We start from the raw sequence: 19,999 nt of genomic DNA on the forward strand, positions 1-19,999 counted from the left end.
CATGAAACCCATCACCTTAGTTATGCAGGCCTTTGGGCCGTTTTCGGGCACCGAATCGATTGATTTTCGTCAACTGGGCAGCAACCCACTGTTTCTGATCAATGGCCCAACGGGTTCAGGAAAAACGACGCTGCTAGATGCGATCTGTTTTGCGCTTTATGGTGAAACCACCAGTAATGAGCGACTCGGCGCCCAGATGCGCAGTGATAGCGCTAAGTTGGATGTGCCGACAGAGGTGACGTTCGAATTCCGCTTGCACGACAAACGCTTTCGCGTAACGCGTTCCCCAGAGCAAGAAGCGCCAAAAGCGCGCGGGGAAGGCACAACGACACGCAAACACAGCGCTGCGCTCTATCAGTTGGGTGACGAAGAGGTGCTTTTGACCAGCAAAACGGCGCAGGTCAAAACGTTGGTCACCGAATTGATTGGTCTCAATGAGACCCAATTTCGTCAAGTCATGGTACTGCCACAGGGTAAGTTTCGTGAATTGCTACTCGCTAGTTCGAAAGAGCGCGAAGAGATTTTCGGCCAACTGTTCCAAACCGATATCTACAAAAAAATTGAGTACGCGCTAAAAGACAAAGCCGCCTCGATCAGCAAAAGCAAAGATGAGTTTGACAACCAAATTCGCGGCGCGCTTGAGGTGGGCAATGTCGCTAGCATCGAAGAGCTTAATACCCGCTACGACTCCGCGTGTGTCGCTCTTGAACAGCGAAAACAGGAAGAAGCCGCAGCGCAAGCAGCGCTTAGTGCATCGACCTTAGCGCTTCAGCAAGGGCAGAAAATACGCGATGATTTCGCCAAGTTGTCTCAGGCCAAGCAATCTTTCACGCAGCATCAAGCGGCAAAGTCTCAGATTGCGGAGACTCAAGTCCGTTTGCAGCGTGCAAAGCAGGCGGCGAGTATTGAACTGCCTTATCAAAATCAATGGCAGAGCGCACAAGACGTCACTCGTTTTGAAACCAAGTTGACCGAACTGCAGCAGAGCAAACAGGCGCTAGATAACGACTTAGCAGCAGCGAAAATCGCGCATGAAGAGGCAGAAAAAGCAGCGGCACAGCTACCGGCACTCAATGATGAGCGTTACAAGCTCGAGGCCATCAAACAAAAATGGTTGGAAAGACAAGCGCTCATCTCACGCCAGAAAGAGGAGCAGCAGCACAGTGCGGTACTTGACGAGAAGCTCGCTCAGTACCTCTCTCATAAAGAGAAACTCCAGCGTGATTTAACGCGTGCGAAAAACGATCACAAGCAAGCCAGTGAGCAGCGACTAGAGCAATCTAAGCTTCTGCAACAAAAGTCGGAATTGACGCGCGCGGTAAGCGATCTGCGCAAACTGACCCAATTGGAGCAAGACGCGGTCAAACAGGCCGAAGAGCTTAAATCGGCAGAGGCGGCATTAGTCAACGTCACTCAAGCGTTTGAACAACAACAGCAGGCGGCGAACCGCGTCGAACTACGCTGGCACCAAGCGCAAGCGGCCATTTTGGCGCAAACACTCGTAGAGGGGGAGCCTTGTCCGGTTTGTGGCAGCGAGGCGCACCCGAATATTGCGCAAATTGACGGCGAGTCGGTCAGTAAAGAGCAGGTGACTCAGGCGCGCAGTGAAGAGACGCAGGCGCACTCACAGTGGGTGAAAGCTCAGGCGCACGTTTCACATCTTAAGCAGGCGTTAAACCAAAGCCAGCAAGCGGTGGAAGCGTTTAAAGCCGAGTTAGGTGAGATCGCCGTTCAGGGGCTGTCGGCAATACAGGCAAGTCTAAGTGAGGTTGAGGATCGCTTAAAGGCGCTGATGTCATTGGATGTGACGGCGCTTGAAGCGCAGGTGAATGAACTGACGCAGCGCTGTGAAACCGGCGAGCAAAAAATCAATGAGATCAAACAGCAGATAGCGGCCAATCACAATACCGTCAGTTCCCTCGCGGCGAGCATCGAAGAGATGACGCAACAACTTGGTGGCGCAACACAAGATATCGAAGAAATAGAGGCCGCGCGCTCTGCGCTATTAAGTCAAATCGAAGCGATAGAGAAAGAGCAGCAGCGGGCAAACCAGCACTATCAAGCTAGTACGCTCAAGCAGTCTCAATGCGCTTCTGAAGTCGGCACCCACCAATCGTTGTTGCAAGAGGCCAAAGTGCGATCCGAGCAAGCGAACGCACAGTGGCAACAGGCCTTAGAGCAAAGTGAACTGGCAACGCTTGACGCCTTTATTAGCGCGAAAGCCACAGCCGAGCAAATGGCGAAGTGGCAAAGTGAATTGGACGACTATAACCAAGCAACGATTCGTCTTGAGCAAACCATTCAAGACATCACCACCGCGTTGGAAGGGCAGTCTACGCCGGATCTTGAAGCGCTGCAAAACGAACTCAATCACCATCAGCAACATCATGCGCAGGTGAGAGAGCAACTTGATGGCGAGCGAGCGACAGTTGAAACGTTGCAGAACGTGCAGCGCAAGATCGAGCGTCTAAAAGAGAAAAATGCCGAATTGGAAAAAGAGTATCAGGTGTTCGGCACCTTGTACGATGTTGCCAGCGGTAAAACCGGCAGCCGCGTGAGTTTGCATCGCTTTGTGCTCGGCGTCTTGCTTGATGATGTCCTGATTCAAGCGTCACAACGTCTGGCACTGATGAGTAAAGGGCGTTACATACTGACGCGTAAAACGCACGGCTTTCGCGGCGCAGCCGGTAGAGGCTTGGATTTGATGGTTGAAGATGGCTACACAGGCAAAGCGCGCGATGTCGCGACCTTATCCGGCGGGGAATCTTTTATGGCTGCGCTCTCGTTGGCGCTTGGTCTATCTGATGTAGTGCAGTCTTACAGTGGTGGGATTCGACTCGACACCTTATTTATTGATGAAGGCTTTGGCAGCCTTGATCCTGAATCGTTGGATTTGGCGGTGCAAACGTTAATCGACTTGCAACAAACGGGTCGCACAGTGGGGGTCATTTCACACGTCAGTGAGTTAAAAGAGCAAATGTCTCACAGAATAGACGTGGTCAGTGCAAAAACGGGGAGCACGATTCGCGTTGTTGGCCCAATGTTGAGCTAAACTTAAGTTGTGCAATTGGTTTCTTCTTTCACTGTAGTAGGATGTTTTGTATGATCATTGTACTCGTTGATGGTTTCATAGTGACCAATTGAGTAAGTAGCACGATAGTGAAGAGTGAAGACAACACGACATTGGATGTGACGACACGATATGGATGCGGTTAAAAAGGTCTACCAGTATGCAGAGCCCAATCTCTCCCTTGTTGGGTGGATGGGGGCGATTGGTTTTCCTCTCTACTATCTGATTTGGCAATACATTTATCCTCAGCCTTATGAAGACCTGTTGCTGAGAAGTGTCTGCTCCGTGATGCTGCTCGTACTCGCTTTGCGCGAGTTTCTTCCGGCCACATTGCAGCGCTATATGCCCTATTACTATTTAGGCTGTGTGGCGGTCTGTTTACCGTTTTTCTTCTCCTACATGCTGTTTAAGAACCACTGGTCAACGGTGTGGGCGATGTCGTTTATGGCCTCGATCTTTTTGCATGTCTTACTGGTGCACGAAACAAGGGTCATGTTGGCGCAAGCGTTTGTCGCTGTCGGCTTTGCCTATTTGTTCGCCGGTGACTTGAACATGGTCAACTACAACCCCGCACCGGATGTGGTTTGGCCATACATTCCCATCTTTTTGTTCACTTACGTCTTTGGCAACCTGTTCTATTTTCGCAATCAGGTTGAACATGAAGCGAAAGTGGCGATTGCGAAGTCGTTTGGCGCCGGGATTGCTCATGAGATGCGCAATCCGCTCAGTGCGCTGAAAGCCTCCGTGGATGTGGTGAACTCCTCTTTACCGGATGTTAGCCATCAAGATGAAGAGGTCAAGATGTCAAAACAGAATGTTCAAGTTATCAAAGAGATCCTGAACAACGCTGACGTCATCATCAATAACGGCAATGAAGCGATCGATCTGTTGCTCACCTCCATTGATCAAAATCGTGTCTCTCGCTCTACCTTTGTGCGCCATAGCGCCGCTGAAGTAGTAGAGGACACACTGGAGAGTTTCTCTTACCCCGGTGTGCACTCCAAGAATCTCGTCTCGCTCCATATTGAGCACGATTTTGACTACTTTGGTAGTGACGTTTTGCTCAAGTATGCCTTGTATAACCTATTGAAAAACGCCTTTTACTATCAAAATAGCGAAGATTTTTCGATCACCGTGACGCTCGCCGTTCATCACGATGTCAACACCATTACTGTGAGAGATACCGGGGTCGGGATAGAGCCGAAGAAGCTTCAGCATATTTTTAAAGATTTTTACACCTCAGGGAAGAGCTCCAGTCATGGGCTAGGCTTGCCGTTTTGTAAACGGGTAATGCACTCATTTGGAGGCAGCATCAGTTGCCAATCCGAGTATGGCGAATGGACTGAATTCACGCTGTTTTTCCCAAACTACGTCTCTGAGCAAGTCAGTCATATCAAACACGATCTGATGAAAGACAAAGCGATTGTCTACATTGGCGAAGACGCCAAAATCATGCGCAAACTGAACGAGGACGCTTTCTACTCCGGTTTCAAAATGATCCGATGGTCGTACAGCGAAGCCAGCGCGCGTGAAGAGTTCGAGTTTGAGTACGATCTGATTTTCGTCGATCTGGATGGTTTAAACGAAGCGCAGTTTAAGCACTTGGAATCCAAGTTGCACTTTACCGAAGCCAAACTGGTGTATCTGTTTGAACCTAATCGCGTCTATCATGACGCGTTTAATCGCTACCTCACTTTTTATCCTCTGGAAAAGCAGCGGGTGATCTCAGAGGGCATCGCGCTCATCGATGAAGTGATTTTTGATTCAAGAGAAGGGAATCGCAACCTCATTCCTCGCAAGCGACCTACGGCAGCGAAGCGGATTATGATTGCTGATGACAACAGTTCGCTACGCTCGCTCACCGCGATTTTGTTGAGCAAACAAGGTTATCAAGTCATTGAAGCGCAAGACGGTAATGATGTGTTGGAGAAACTCGACCAAGAGCCGGTTGATTTGGTCATCATGGATATTGAAATGCCCAAGTTAGATGGCTTTGATACCACGCAGAAGATTCGTCACTCTCAGCAGTCTTACGCCAATGTGCCGATCGTCGGCCATACCGGTGATAATCGTAAAGAAACCATGGCGCGCATAAAAGAGGTGGGTATGAATGACTACCTCATTAAACCGGCCGATAAAGAACACTTATTTGATAAAATATCTGAGTACCTATAAGAATAAAAATAGGGCGAATTTATCGCCCTATTTTTTATCCGAAATGACACCTTTCCTTGTTTAATTTGAATAAATACTGTTTAGATAAAACGTAAATTTTTATCGTGAAATGCCGATTCAGCCACTAACGCAATTTTGTGCAACTCCTCTGCTGTTAATGCACTGTGCAGCGACAGGCGCAAAATATTTTTATTGTCGGGCGTTGCTGGCGTACAGAATACCGATCCGAACACGCCACGTTGCTCAAAATAATCACGAACTTTGCGGGTATTGGTCTTATCTCCGGTTTCTAAGCCGATGATCTGTGATTCGCTACGAATATCAAATCCGACATCTGCCAGCGCTCGGCGCATCCAGGCCGCATTTTGATGCAACTGTTTACGCGCTGGATCACTTGCCTTGATCACCGCGAGGGTTGCATCGATTCTGTCGAGTTCACACGCCATCATCGCCGAACTAAATATCGATGGGAACGAGACATAGGGCATCACTTCGCCCGTGTTGTTGTTACACCAAACGGCTCCAGCGCGGTAGGCAAAGGTTTTGGCAAGGCTGGCAGTGAGAAAGTCAACCTGCTGCGTTAAACCGAGTGAAGCCACCAACCCTGCGCCTTTCGGGCCATGTGTACCCAATGAATGGGATTCATCGACAACAATGGCACAACCCATACTTTTCGCGGTCTCAACCAGTTCTGTAAGTGGGGCAATAGTGCCAAGGGTGCTGTAAATGGAGTCTATCAGGACGATGCCTGGACCGTGTCGTTTGATCAAGCGCTTAAGGTGTCTCACATTGTTGTGCATGAAAGGATGGATATCAGCACCGGCGATTCTCGCGCCCTCCCAAAGCGACATATGGGCGAAAAAGTCGATATAGACCTTGGTATCTGAATCACATAGGGTCTGTAATAGACCGATATTCGCGATCCAGCCAGAAGGGGCGATGGTGCAGTGTTCAAAACCGGTATAATCCGCCATTCTCTGCTGCACCGTTTTGTCGAGGGCATCACTATGAAGAAAGACGTTCGACATAAACGCACTCTCTTGCCCTTGTCTGAGAGAATTGATTTGCGCGTCAATAATCTTAGGGTGATTGGCGAGTGATAAATAATCGTTGGATTGGAGAAGAATATCTCCTTGTTTAGGCTTCTTACCCAGCACCAAATTACGACCATTATCTTTTGTTTTAATTAGGTCATCAACATAGTGCGAAATACGTTCATTAACGAACGTCGGAAGTGGCGAACACTTATCAAGTGTAAACATAATCATATCCTTTTCTCAAAACAAGTGAATGGCCAGCTGACAAGGATATGTATGAACCTAATAGATTATTCCGTCTAGTAAAATAGTTTGTTTTTTGAGCGTATTAGCAAACAAAAAAAGTGTGTAATGACTATTAATTAATATTTATTACCCTTTTGGGGTCTAACTCATGCAAAATCATCAAACGTTAGCGTATCTCAGTCTCTATATTTAGGTGACGCTTGAGGGTAAATTCAAGATGGTGAGGTGTGATTGCGATCCAGTTCTGGCCAATACATCTTGATGTAGCCGATGCAAACCCAAATCACCAATACGGTCGCAATGGTGAGCTCAAACAGACCAAAGTTATGCAGCCAGTGCCAGTGTGGGTGAGCCTGTTCAAAGAATGACGTTAAGCGGTGCATAGCGATGGCGCTGATGACCGACGGAAAAGTCACCGCAGCAATGGATGGTTGGAACTTGAGCCTGAGTAAACGGATGTAGCACAGGTAGATAAGCAGGGTCATGGTGATGGCAATCCCCGCTAGCGCGCCGGTTAGGATCGGATCTGGCTCGCTGAAATTGACCAAATACGTGGCTAAGGTGAGGTTGATAGGCGCAGCCATAATTGCCAAGGTAGGCCTGGCTCGGCGCGGTAACATCCCCTCGAACACTAGGCGATAGAGTACGAGCGGCAGCATAAAAAAGTAGATGGTGATACAGATGGCAACAATGGTTTCAGAAAACAGCGTTAAACCAAATTGGGAACCTGCGAGCGAGCTGCTGATCACGCCAACAGGATAGAGAAACCAACTCGGCACAATGTTGGACATTTTAAAGTTGCGCAGTTGAAAGCCAAAGAACAGCACCATCATGGTTAAGTGCAGCATTAACGCCGCAAACCAAAGCGGGTAGGCGATAATAGGCGAGATGATCGCCAGATAGTCACACAAGATCAGTAAAGCCATACTCATCGGTGCCATCAGACTGCCACTGAGAGGGTGGCGAATGTCATTCATGAAGGTATGGTAGTTCGAATACTTGATCAGAACGGGGGTCAGCAGCAGTGCGCCGGCAAACGCAAAATAGGGCCTAAGTACGTCACCAACGTCGGGCATATAGAGTGCCCATGCTTGCCCAAGGCCTATCATGCCAAGTGCCAAAGAAGACTGAGAAGGGGGGACGTTGTGAAATTGTGTTAGGCGTTTCCAGTTCACCGGATTTCCGTTTCTATTGTGCGTGAGTATTGCGGATTGATTGAGGGCGAATGGTATCAAGCCAAACGGTTGCCAAGCAAGTGTTGACGAACGTTAGCGTGATTTCGCCGCACAAGTGGTCATTATACCTGTGGTTAGCGTTAGCCCAATCGATAATCGTGCAAAGTTGAATTGCACTTTTGTGAGAAAAGTTCAACTTTTAATCGATAAGCGAGAAAATAGTGCCGCATAAAACTTGCGAACTGGCCGAAATCGACCATAGTTAAAGTGTAAGGCAAATGACCCGACCCGCATGGAGGAAAATACCGCCTTACCTACAGTTTGGATGGATTCAACAAGTCAATTCAGTAGCCTCGTTTTTAGATCTCGAAGCAGACATAGACTTCAAGATTCGCAGACTCACGATTGAGTAACGAGGGATAGGGCGCACAACCAAGTGCGCCTTTTGTCGTTTAGGAACCCATTAAACGAATGTTCTCGTCAATAGCGATATGGTAACGCTAGTGCGCCAATTTGTGACCACTGTGCTTGTGTAACCCTCCCCAAAAAAACTGGTCATTATCTTTTTTCACTAAATGTACTCTATTGCGAATCATTTTTTAATCCGCGTATACAAACGGGGCTTTTTAGTTACTTTGGGTTTTGGCGGCAGTTTAAGGACGCCTTTTTGCAAAATCAGGTTGTTGGGGTAGGTGATGATGTGGCCCTTTTCGTGTTTGATGTGGACATGAAAAGTGGTGATGTCGACAATCACTCCGGTGACGTCCTCATCTTTATCGATCACTTTGACCAAATCGCCGACGCGGTATGGGAAGACAAAGAAAATCAAAAAGCTGGCAGTGACGTTACTGAGTATCGACCACTGAGCAAACAAGGCGACGCCGAGCACAGCGAAAATCGACGAGAGAAACAGCGAGACATCGCCATATCCAATCCCTGAGGCAATCAAAAACAGCGAAATAAACACAAAGTAGAGGGCAATGTTCAAGCCGCGAATGATAAAAAAGGTGCGATTATTTTTCGCCTGCTTTTTACGCGCCATGGCGTGAATGGTTTTCACTAGGATGTGTTTGATGAGCTTTAAGGCGATGAATAGAAGGAAGGCGAACAGAAGTTTACCAAGAAGCGATTCAGAGACGTTGAAGCCGAAAATTTGCATAGTGTCAGTAATGTCGTTGGGTTAAGCCGTGAGCACAGTGGAGCCATGATGTGGCAATCCGGTCTCCTTGTCTAGCGATACTGGTTTGGCTCACAAACGCCGAATAAATAGAGCAGAACGGATGTTCAAGGTTGCTATCACTGAGCGCGGAGGAGGCATGCGCTCAGTGATGGGCAAAAGAGGTGATTCTTAGCGAAATATCACGACTCGTTGTCGGGTTTAATGAATGTGCCGTAAATATCACTGCGGCGATGTTTGAGGTTGGTGACTGAACCTTCGGTGTTGAGCTGCTTGAGCTTGGTCAAATCGACATCGGCGAAGATGATCATCTCGGTGTTGGCGCTCGCTTCGGTTAAGGTCGCGTCGTGAGGGAAATAGATGTCGGACGGCGAGAAGACCGCAGACTGAGCATATTGAATATCGACATTATCGACTCTTGGCAAGTTGCCGACACTGCCGCCAATGGCGACATAACATTCATTTTCAATCGCTCGAGCTTGAGAGCAGATCCGCACTCGCTGGTAGCCGTTTTTGGTGTCGGTCCAGAAAGGCACAAAGATGATTTGCACGCCTTGTTCGGCCATCATTCGGCCCAGCTCTGGGAATTCACTGTCATAGCAGATCAAAATGCCGACTCGACCAGCATCGGTGTCGAACACTTTCACATTGTCGCCACCATCAATCACCCAGTCTTTTTGCTCGTGCGGGGTGATGTGAATTTTGTATTGCGCGTCAATGTCGCCATCACGGTGCAGCAGATAGGAGACATTGTAGAGCTGATCGTCTTCCACCACTGGCACACTGCCGGCAATGATATTGATGTTGTACGTGACGGCCATTTGTGAGAAGCGGTTTTTGATCTCTTCACTGAAACTGGCGAGAAAACGAATCGCTTCGACGGAGTTTTGGCCAGTCTGCAAGCCCATTAACGGGGCATTAAAAAACTCTGGGAACAGCGCGAAGTCCGCTTTGTAGTTAGAGAGAGAGCTGACAAAGTATTCGGCCTGGTCCATCAAATCGTCGAGATCGCGCATGGCGCGCATTTGCCACTGAATCACGCCGATGCGGACTAAGGTTTTTTCAATGTCGTGAACAGAGATGATGTCCTCTTCATAGAAGAAGTTGTCCCACTCAAGCAGGGTAGCGTAGCCTTTCGATGCGTCATCCTCAGGCAGATAATTACGCATCAAGCGCTTTACATCAAAATCGTTGGCCAGCTGGAACGAGAGAATCGGGTCGTGCAGTTTGCGACGTTTGACCTGATCGATGTACTCGGGCACGGTCATTTTGTCGGCGTATTTGTGATAGTTGGGGATACGTCCCCCCGCCAAAATCGCCTTGAAATTCTTGTTTCGGCACAGTTCTTTGCGCGCGTCATAGAGGCGGCGTCCTAAACGTAGGCCGCGATAATCTGGGTGGACAAATACATCCAGCCCGTACATGGCATCACCCGAGGACTGGTTTTGAATCACGTTTTGCTCGGTAATGATGTCTGTGTAGGTGTGCGGCAGAGAGAAGCGATTGTAATCGACTTTGATCGTCAGCGCAGCGCCAACAATTTTATCGTTATCGACAATACAGATTTGCCCATCAGGAAATTGGTGAATCAGGTCCATGATGGTCATTCGTGGCCATGCGCCACCCACATCGGGAAAGACGAGGTCCATCAGCTCTGCAAGCTGAGGATAATCACCCGATTCAATTGTACGTAAAGAGAGTCTTGGAGTAGTGCTATCCATTTAATCATGTCCTTGTTACCACAACGAAATCAGCATGCCACAAGCGCGAGTTAACATAAACATAACTGATGCAAAAAGTCCCTTTAACGTTTTGAAATAAGTCACATAAAAAATGTGGTTATTGCGGCATGCTGAATCGGTATCCCAGTTGAAGTCCCGATGTATTTGCCCTTAGGTGGTCCTATGCAGAGCGTTATTCGAAAACTCACATGGAAGACGATTCGGCGGTAATCCCGCCCACACTCCCACGCCGATGACCCCACTTTTGGGTATATGACCACGTACAGAAGCTAGGAGGCGTTATGCCACTTAATAAGATACGCAATATTGCATTTGTCGGTCAGGCAGGTAGCGGTAAAACCACGCTGATCGAAAAACTGCTCTTCACCTGCGATGCCACCACACATCTTGGCAGCGTTGAAAAAGGCGATACTGTCACTGATTTCGACGCTCAATCGATCCAATATCAACACAGCATTGAAGCGACCCCTGTTACCCTCAGTTGGCAGCAGCACAGACTCAATATTATCGACACCCCAGGACAAGCAGAGCTGCTTGGGCGCACATTCAGTGTCTACCCTGCGGTTGAAACCACGGCGCTAGTGATTGACCCGCAGATGCCCATCAACCAAACCGCTGACCGTCTCTACGCCTTTGCTAAGGCGCAGAAAAAATGTCAGATGATCATCATCAACAAGCTGGATAATCATGGTGATAGGCTTGAGCAAGTGATGGAGATGATAATAGAACATTTCGGTGATTACTGTTTGCCGATTAACCTGCCTTCCCGTGATGGTAAGACAGTCGTCGATTGCTATTTTGAGCCCAACTATGAACAATCAACACTGCTTACCGATGTCGAAGCGGCGCACGAAACCTTGATTGATCAAGTGATCGAAGTCGATGAAGAGCTGATGGAACTCTACCTTGAGCAAGGTTCAGAGTTGACGGCGGGTCAACTGCATGACCCTTTTGAAGAGGCATTGCGTACCGGGCACGTTATCCCGATCTGTTTTGTTTCTGCTCAAAACGGAGCTGGTGTGGAATTGCTGCTGCGTACGCTCAGTGAAATTATGCCCATGCCAAACGAAGGTAACCCGCCGCTGCTCGTCAAACAAGGTAAACAAGTGCGCGTCGATTGTGAGACCTTGTCGCACAGCGTGGCACACGTCTACAAAGTGAGCGTTGACCCTTATATGGGCAAACTGGCCTATTTACGAGTGTTCCAAGGTGAAATTAATGCTGGGAGCCAACTCTTTATAGGCGATGGTAATAAACCGTTCAAAGTTGGGCATCTCTATCAGTTGCAAGGAAAAGAGCGGCGCGAGATTTCAAAAGCGTTAGCAGGGGATTTCTGCGTGCTCGCGAAAGTCGATGAGCTGGAGTTTGATGCGATTGTCCATGATTCACACGACGAAGATGGCGTGAGCCTAAAAACGCTCGATTTCCCTGACTCTATGTACTCACTGTGCCTAAAACCGACCAAGCGTGGCGACGAGCAGAAACTGGGTGATGTACTGAGCAAAATCGCCTGTGAAGATCCCTCGCTGCGGATTGAGCACCGCGCGCGCACCAATGAGACCATCATCAGTGGTCAAGGCGAGTTCCACCTTAAAGTTGCGCTGGAGAAAATGGAGAGCGTCTACAAGTTAAAAGTGGAAACCAGTCAACCTAGCGTTGAGTACTTTGAAACCATCACCAAGCCAGCGCAAGGCCATTACCGCCACAAAAAACAGAGTGGCGGCGCGGGGCAATTTGGTGAGGTGAGTTTGTCGGTTCGACCGCTGCCGCGCGGCGCAGGTTTTACCTTTGTCAATAAAGTGGTTGGCGGCGCGATCCCCACCTCGCTGATCCCTGCGGTTGAAAAGGGTATCCGCCAAGCGCTAGAAGAGGGTGCGATTTCAGGCAATCCTATTCGTGATATCGAAGTGACTGTGCACGATGGAAAATATCACTCGGTGGACTCCAAAGAGATCGCGTTTGTCATCGCAGGGAAAAAGGCGTTTCTTGATGCGGTCAATCAAGCGGATCCGATTGTGCTTGAGCCTATCGTCCAGATGGAGTTGCAAATTCCTACTCAAAACGTCGGCGATGTGTCGGGCGACCTGTCGTGTAATCGCGGTTTGATTGAGGGGACGGTGCCAATTGACGGTAACTTCACGCGCTTGCAAGCCAAGTCACCGGTTAATGAGCTGCAAGATTACGCGCGCCGTCTCCGCGCCCTCACCGGAGGCGAAGGCAGCTTTAGCATGACGCTCAGCCACTACGAGCCAGCGCCGGTTCAAGTGCAGCAGCAGGTATGCCAATCGTCGAACGCCTAAATGGGTGGAGTTTAAGTTGAAACGAGCGCCAACCTGAGTTGGCGCTTTTTTTGATTCTGAAGTGAATGCGGTTACCGACAAGCCCTTGGGTTGGCTAGGCGTGATTACTCACACGGCACATCGAAAATCAGCGCTTCCACGCTGGTGGGGTGGAGTATGTCTTGTGGATCCACATGGAACTTACGCGACATCATGGTATTGAACATGCGCCAGTGATTGAGTAAACACTGCTGATAATCACTGGTTTCATCTGCCCAAGTTTCTTTCATAAATGGGGTCAGGCTAGCGGCGCCGTGGGCAAACATCATCATCAGCCACTTCATTTCCAAAATCTTAATGGGTGCCTCAGGGTGCGCTTGGTTGTACTCGGTTTCGAGCGATTTGACGATGTTCTCAATTTCACCACTGTTATCGATAAAGTAATCAAACAGCGCATCTTCTTGGCGCACGGCGTCTGCGATCAGTTGGATCGGTTGCTTGAAGTGCAACATATTTGCCAACAAGTGGACCGCAAAACGATAGAGCTGCACATTCGGCGGTGCCCCTTCGGGCATGTTGTCCAAGATGGCACGCATGTACTTTTCCATGTAACGGTGCAGGCCGTCGCTGATGGCGTACCAAATTTGTTCTTTGCTGCCGAAATGATGGCGGATCAGGCTATGAGACACGCCCGCTTTTTCACTGATATTACGTAGCGACACGCGTTCGTACCCCAGCTCGCAAAACAGCTCAGTGGCGATGTTCATGATTTCACATTTGGTTTGCTCAGCGTCTTGTGCGCTGCGTCTACCTTGTTTTCTTTCTGTCATCGTTTTCTTTCATACATCTGCAACACTGCAGTTTTACCAGATCTTAGTTCAACTTTCATTAAGCGGGGTGACAAACCTAGACACTATAACAAATTTTATATTGTACGTCTGGAAAATAAACATTGATCCCGCCAATAAAACTCATATACTGCACGGGTGTGTAATAAATCGTGATGTGATAATAATGGATACATCGATACAGTCTATGCCTACCTTGGCAAAGCTCGCGCTTGTCGCTGCGGTGAGTTCGTGGATAGCCGGGTGCAATCCCGCTAATTCAGAGGTCACCAACCCCGTGGTCAAACCCGTCAAACTGTTGGAAGTGCCTGATTTGGACAAAAAGCGTTTTGACTCGTTTATTGCCAATATTGATGCCACTGACCGCGCAGAGTTGTCCTTTCAAGTGGCCGGTGAAATTGACACCTTGGCAGTACGCATGGGCAGTGAAGTGAAAAAAGGTCAGGTATTGGCCGAGCTTGATGACACCGATTACCAATTGGCCTACGACGCGAAACTGGCCCAATACCAGTTGGCGAAAACCGCTTACTTGCGCGCCAAACAATTGCACGAGAAGAAACTCATCAGTGTGGATACGTTTGATCAAAGTGAGACAGAATACAAAGCCGCCTCCGCCGCCCTAGAGCAGGCAAAGACAGATCTTCAATACACGAAGATCGTCGCCCCTTTTGATGGGGTGGTGTCCCTTACGTTCAGCAAAGAGAATCAAGTGGTTGCGGCGAACCAAGTGGTCCTCAATGTCATCAATAACGATGTGCTGGATGTGGTGTTCACCATTCCTGTGAGCTACGCCGAGCGCTATGGTTTGTCTCATATTGGTTCTTCTGACTTTGCGTTAGTGATGGATAGTCACCGTGACGTGATGATTCCTGCCCAATTCAAAGAGATTTCGACCGAGCCAGACAACGACACCAACAGTTACCGCGCAAGCCTGACATTCACTCGCCCTGAAACGCTTAATTTGCTGCCGGGGATGACAGGTCAGGTGAAACTTCACAATGCGCAGTTGCAAGGTCAGTTTGCCATTGATGACAGTGCCTGGGTGAGCCGTGATCAGCATCATGGTGAGTTATATCGTTTTGATGACCAAACCCAAACGCTGGAAATCGTGCAAGTGATGGTGGATGCGCAAGGCCATATTACCTCGGGTCTTAACCAAGGAGACTTGATTGTGCAAGCCGGAGTGGAACGCTTGATGCCCGGCCAACAAGTCAAAGCGTGGACCAAAGAGGGAGGTATCTGATGAAGTTTTCTCATCTTTCATTGGTAGTGATGGCGGCCAGTCTGACGGCAGCATGCACGCCAGACAATGCGCATCGTCCGCGCCATGATCTGTTGGTTGAAACATACGAAGTGAACCACTCCGTCGAGAGTCAATTTCGCAATTTCAATGGCCAAGTGATGCCCGCAGAACTGACACCACTCTCCTTTCGTTTAGATGGCGAAATCAGCGCCATGTTGGTGAAAGAGGGTGACAGTGTCACTAAAGGTCAAGTGGTCGCGCTGCTCGATGATTCGAAAGCGAAACAAGCCTTGATTGATGCTCAAGTTCGCTACGAATTGGCGCTTAAACAGCAAAAACGCGGTGAAAATCTGCGCCAAGAGAACATGATTTCGAGCGCGGAGCTTGATCAACTGAGCGCCAACTTACAACTGGCGCAGGCAAACTTGGGCTTGGCAAAGGCACAAATGCACTATACACGCTTGAAAGCGCCGTTTGATGGTGTGATTGCGTCGGTTGAGAAGAAGAAATTTGAAAATGCCACACCGGGCGAGTCGGTGGTGTCACTGTATCAGTCGGATAATGTCTACGTGAAAATCGAAGTGTCCGATTCTGTGCTCGCCATGCTAAATCCGACCGTGAACGCTAAGCAATATCAACCTGTCGCGACCTTTTCTGGCTTAAGTGGCAGTTATCCGATGCGTTATCTTGAGCACACCAGTGAGCTTCACCCGCAAACACAAACTTACCAATTATGGCTGAGCATGCCCGCGTTGGATCAGCGGTTACTTCCGGGCACCAGCGCCAAAATTTCCGTCGATTTGGTCAAAGCGGGTTTGAGTCAAATCAACGCGTACCAAGTACCGATGACGGCCATTGATGCCGGGCGCGATCAGCAAGCCTTTTATGTCTGGAAACTGGAAGATGGCAAGGCGCATCGCTACGCCATCAATGTGGACCAAATTACAGGACAAGGCGCGCTGGTGGCCAGTGGTATTGAGCAAGGCGATGTATTAATCAACTCCAACCTACGCAAATTACGAGAAGGCATGGACATTTCAGGAGCGCAGCTGTGAGTATTGCCGAATATTCAATCAAGAACAAAGTGATCAGTTGGTTGTTCCTGATCATCTTAGCCGTGGGTGGCTACACCTCTTTCATGGATTTAGGCCGCTTGGAAGACCCGGCTTTTACGATCAAAGACGCCATGATTATCTCCACCTATCCGGGCGCGACCTCACAAGAAGTCGAAGAGGAGCTGACGTATCCGCTGGAGAAAGAGATTCGTCAACTGCCGTATATCGATAAAATCACCTCGACGTCGTCCAATGGTATGTCACAAATCACCGTGAGCATGGAAATGGAATACGGACCGGATGAATTACCGCAAATCTGGGATGAAATGCGTCGCAAGATCAATGATTTAAAACCCAATCTGCCCAGTGGCGTCACTTCTGTTCAGATCATTGATGATTTTGGTGATGTCTACGGCGTCATGTTGATGTTGACCGGTCAGGATTACGACTACATCGAACTGAAACGTTACGCCGATTATTTACGTCGCGAACTGGAGTTGGTGCCTGGGGTGGGCAGAGTCGCGATCAGTGGTGATCAGCAAGAGCAACTGTTTGTTGAGATCTCTTTGGAGCGATTGGCGGCATTGAATCTTGATTTGAACTCCGTGGTGAGCTTGCTCGATCAGCAAAACAGCGTGCAATCGGCGGGCGAAATCATGGTCAATGGTCAAGTGCTGACCATTCGACCGAACGGTTCATTGACCTCTGAACAAGAACTGCAAGATTTGATCATTCATGGCCGAGATACGGGGAATCTAATCCGTCTCAAGGATGTCGCGACCATCAGTCGTGGCATTGAGGAGAAACCGACCAATGTGCTGACCTTCAATGGTGAGCCAGCGATCAACTTAGCCATCTCTTTTGGCGCGGGCGTCAATGTTGTCGAAGTAGGCAAAGCCTTGCAGGCGGAGTTGTCAGCGCTTGAAACCATCAAACCTGCGGGTGTGGATATCCACTATTTCTACAATCAAGCGGCGGAAGTAGAAAAGTCCGTCGATGACTTTATTGTCAGCTTAGGCCAAGCCGTGGCGATTGTGATCGTGGTACTGCTGTTTGCGATGGGGCTGCGTAGCGGGTTGATTATTGGCGCTGTGCTGCTGCTGACCGTGCTCGGCACCTTCATTATGATGAAGCAAAATGACGTTGAGTTGCACCGAATTTCGCTAGGGGCACTGATCATTGCGCTCGGTATGCTGGTGGACAACGCTATCGTGGTGGTTGAGGGGATTTTGGTCGGTCTCAAGCGCGGTAAATCTAAGCTTGAAGCGGCCACCGACATTGTCAAACAAACCCAGTGGCCATTGCTTGGTGCGACGGTCATTGCGATTACCGCGTTTGCTCCGATTGGATTGTCCGAAGATGCAACAGGCGAGTTTATGGGTTCTCTATTTTGGGTACTCTGCTATTCGCTGTTCTTAAGTTGGGTGACGGCCTTGACCCTCACGCCATTCTTGGCTGACTTGTTGCTCAAAGAAGCGCCGCAAAGTGACGACAAGGACGCTGACCCATACCAAGGGGTATTGTTTGCCATCTTTGGTGCGAGCCTTAAATTCGCCCTGCGTTTTCGTTGGTTGACTGTCGCCAGCATGATTGGTCTGTTGGTGGTCGCGGTCGGAGGCTTTGGCCTGGTTAAACAGCAGTTTTTCCCACCGTCCAACACGCCGATGTTTTACGTCGATATGTGGATGCCGGAAGGCACCGACATTCGTGAAACCTTGCACGAGACACAGAAAGTTGAGCAGTTTATTCGCTCAAAAGAGAACGTCGAGTTTGTCTCGACCACGACGGGTCAAGGCTTGCAACGTTTCGCGTTGACCTACCAGCCTGAGAAAAGCTATGAAGCGTATTCTCAGCTGCAAGTGCGCACCCACGATCGCGAGTCGATGTTCACCTTGTTGGAAGAGTTAGATCAGACTCTGGCTGTGAGTTTCAACAAGCCGACATTCCAGTTTAAGCTGATGGAATTTGGCCCATCGCCGGCGTCAAAAATTGAAGCGCGTATTACGGGCCCAGATCCTCAAGTATTGCGTGATATTGCGCTGCAAGTGGAAGACGTACTGCTCCAAGATGAAGGGGCACGAAATGTGCGTCATGATTGGCGTGAACGCTCCAAGCAGTTGGTGCCGCAGTTCAACGAATCGAAGGCGCGCCGATTAGGTATCTCGAAACAAGACCTTTCCGATACGTTGCAAATGGCATTTGGCGGGAAAACCATCGGCCTATTGCGGGATGGCACGCATATGCTGCCGATCTTGGCTCGTTTGCCCGAGCAGGAGCGCATTGATTTTGAATCGTTAGCCAATGTCAAAATTTACAGCCCCACGTTGCAAACTTACGTGCCAGTGGAGCAGGTGATTGACGGCGTCGCATTGGATTGGCAAGAGCCCCTCATCCAGCGTCGAGACAGAAAACGCACCTTGACCGTACTCGCCGATCACGATGTGTTGGGTCATGAAACTCCGGCCAGCCTTTTTGCCCGCATACAACCGAAAGTGGAAGCACTGCCGTTGCCACAGGGTTATGAGATCTCTTGGGGCGGCGAGTATGAGTCATCAAAAGATGCCCAGCAGGCCTTGTTTGGTTCGTTGCCGATGGGCTACTTATTGATGTTCATCATCACTATGCTGCTGTTTAATTCGCTGCGTAAGCCATTGGTGATCTGGTTTACCGTGCCGCTCTCGATTATCGGGGTGTCGATTGGCTTACTGGCGACGGATATGCCGTTCAGTTTCACCGCGTTTCTTGGGTTACTGAGTTTGAGTGGCATGATTTTGAAAAACGGCATTGTGTTGCTCGACCAAATCAACATAGAACTGTCAGCAGGCAAAGATCCTTATCAAGCGGTGTTTGACAGTGCCATTTCCCGTGTGCGCCCGGTCAGTATGGCGGCATTAACCACCATTCTTGGCATGATTCCACTGGTGTTTGACGCCTTCTTTGGCTCAATGGCTATCACCATTATGGCAGGGCTTGGCTTTGCGACGGTACTCACGTTAATTGTAGTACCGGTACTTTTTGCCCTCTTATATCGAATTAAACCATCCACTGCCGGATAGTGAACCATACCTTGATTCGATAGTTAGGCAGCCCGGGGTTAAGCCGGGCTTTTTTACGCACTTAGAATGGGTTGGCCTGGCATTCGACCAACCCAACGGGTGCTTGCGAGCGATCTATGCCTGCTATAGAGTGGGCTAAGAGCATGATTCGAATTCACAAGGACAGAGTATGAAAACCATAGGCGTGATTGGCGGCATGAGTTGGGAGTCAACGGCAACCTACTACGCGCAGATCAACCAGGGAGTGAAAGCCGCGCTTGGTGGTTTGCACTCCGCAAAAGTGATTATCCACAGTGTCGACTTTGCGCAAATTGAAGCGTTGCAACACCAAGGTGAGTGGGAGGCAACGGGGGGGATATTGGCGCAGGCAGCGCAATCGCTCGAACGTGCTGGCGCCGATTTTTTCATCATAGCGACCAACACGATGCACAAGGTGGCGGAGCAGGTTGAGCGCGCCGTGTCGATTCCTCTCTTACACATTGCCGATGCAACGGGGCGTGCACTTCAGGCGCAAGGTATCGAAAAAGTGGGATTACTCGGCACCGCATTTACGATGGAACAAGCGTTCTACAAACAAAGGTTAACGGATAAATTTGGTATTGAGGTGGTGGTGCCCAACGGCGTGCAGCGCCGATTGGTGCATGACGTGATTTATCAAGAGCTCTGTTTGGGAACGCTCAATCCACGCTCGAAAAACGATTATCACACCATTATTGATGAGTTAGCGGCAGCAGGCGCACAAGGGGTGATTCTGGGTTGCACCGAAATAGGATTGTTGGTCAAACAGCAAGACACCTCAGTGGCTTTATTCGACACCGTCGCCATTCACGCGGCAGAAGCTGTGGCAATGGCGCTTGAGGAAGGCTCGCTTTAGACAGCGAATTCTTGAGGCTAAG

Annotated in this window: 12 protein-coding genes; 7 read left to right on the forward strand and 5 right to left on the reverse strand. The window is 49.3% G+C overall.

Annotated elements, in window-relative coordinates:
• Position 1 precedes the first annotated feature (1 nt).
• Both AC6R1A_RS14705 and AC6R1A_RS14710 read left to right on the forward strand, forming a co-directional pair.
• Positions 2 to 3,052: an AAA family ATPase gene (locus AC6R1A_RS14705; RefSeq protein ID WP_500632987.1), complete on the forward strand. Its 3,051-nt coding sequence runs from the start codon at positions 2 to 4 to the stop codon at positions 3,050 to 3,052.
• A 150-nt stretch (positions 3,053 to 3,202) separates the two neighbouring features.
• A complete protein-coding gene (locus AC6R1A_RS14710; RefSeq protein ID WP_334551995.1) occupies positions 3,203 to 5,245 on the forward strand; it encodes an ATP-binding response regulator in 2,043 nt (680 codons plus the stop codon).
• Between the two features lie 80 nt (positions 5,246 to 5,325).
• On the opposite strand, the gene cqsA is transcribed toward AC6R1A_RS14710, so the two are convergent.
• The 4 genes from cqsA to AC6R1A_RS14730 form a co-directional block, all read right to left on the reverse strand.
• Positions 5,326 to 6,507 carry an alpha-hydroxyketone-type quorum-sensing autoinducer synthase gene (gene cqsA / locus AC6R1A_RS14715; RefSeq protein ID WP_500632988.1) on the reverse strand — a complete coding sequence of 394 codons (1,182 nt, stop codon included), beginning with the start codon at positions 6,505 to 6,507 and terminating at the stop codon, positions 5,326 to 5,328.
• A gap of 233 nt (positions 6,508 to 6,740) precedes the next feature.
• Complete coding sequence (locus tag AC6R1A_RS14720; protein WP_500632989.1) at positions 6,741 to 7,703, reverse strand: TDT family transporter; 963 nt, start codon at positions 7,701 to 7,703, stop codon at positions 6,741 to 6,743.
• A gap of 592 nt (positions 7,704 to 8,295) precedes the next feature.
• Entirely contained in the window at positions 8,296 to 8,862 is a 567-nt protein-coding gene (locus AC6R1A_RS14725) for a mechanosensitive ion channel domain-containing protein (RefSeq protein WP_500629476.1), read from the reverse strand.
• Between the two features lie 200 nt (positions 8,863 to 9,062).
• Positions 9,063 to 10,601, reverse strand: a complete 1,539-nt coding sequence (locus AC6R1A_RS14730) for a GNAT family N-acetyltransferase (RefSeq protein ID WP_487901412.1) — start codon at positions 10,599 to 10,601, stop codon at positions 9,063 to 9,065.
• 302 nt (positions 10,602 to 10,903) lie between these two features.
• Between AC6R1A_RS14730 and fusA the strand changes: the two genes are divergently transcribed.
• Positions 10,904 to 12,922, forward strand: a complete 2,019-nt coding sequence (fusA, locus tag AC6R1A_RS14735) for an elongation factor G (RefSeq protein WP_500632990.1) — start codon at positions 10,904 to 10,906, stop codon at positions 12,920 to 12,922.
• Positions 12,923 to 13,026: 104 nt separating this feature from the next.
• On the opposite strand, the gene AC6R1A_RS14740 is transcribed toward fusA, so the two are convergent.
• Positions 13,027 to 13,731, reverse strand: coding sequence for a TetR/AcrR family transcriptional regulator (locus AC6R1A_RS14740; protein WP_487901414.1), 705 nt, complete (start codon positions 13,729 to 13,731; stop codon positions 13,027 to 13,029).
• Positions 13,732 to 13,915: 184 nt separating this feature from the next.
• Between AC6R1A_RS14740 and AC6R1A_RS14745 the strand changes: the two genes are divergently transcribed.
• The 4 genes from AC6R1A_RS14745 (at position 13,916) to AC6R1A_RS14760 (ending at position 19,977) form a co-directional block, all read left to right on the forward strand.
• Positions 13,916 to 14,992 carry an efflux RND transporter periplasmic adaptor subunit gene (locus AC6R1A_RS14745; protein WP_500632991.1) on the forward strand — a complete coding sequence of 359 codons (1,077 nt, stop codon included), beginning with the start codon at positions 13,916 to 13,918 and terminating at the stop codon, positions 14,990 to 14,992.
• Positions 14,992 to 16,047 carry an efflux RND transporter periplasmic adaptor subunit gene (locus AC6R1A_RS14750; protein ID WP_500630784.1) on the forward strand — a complete coding sequence of 352 codons (1,056 nt, stop codon included), beginning with the start codon at positions 14,992 to 14,994 and terminating at the stop codon, positions 16,045 to 16,047. Before AC6R1A_RS14745 ends, AC6R1A_RS14750 begins: the two co-directional genes overlap by 1 nt.
• Entirely contained in the window at positions 16,044 to 19,103 is a 3,060-nt protein-coding gene (locus tag AC6R1A_RS14755; protein ID WP_500632992.1) for an efflux RND transporter permease subunit, read from the forward strand. The genes AC6R1A_RS14750 and AC6R1A_RS14755 overlap by 4 nt, the downstream gene beginning before the upstream one ends.
• A gap of 169 nt (positions 19,104 to 19,272) precedes the next feature.
• Complete coding sequence (locus AC6R1A_RS14760; RefSeq protein ID WP_500632993.1) at positions 19,273 to 19,977, forward strand: aspartate/glutamate racemase family protein; 705 nt, start codon at positions 19,273 to 19,275, stop codon at positions 19,975 to 19,977.
• Positions 19,978 to 19,999: the final 22 nt, after the last annotated feature.

Source organism: Vibrio sp. R10-SG3-ISO3 (genome assembly GCF_059834225.1).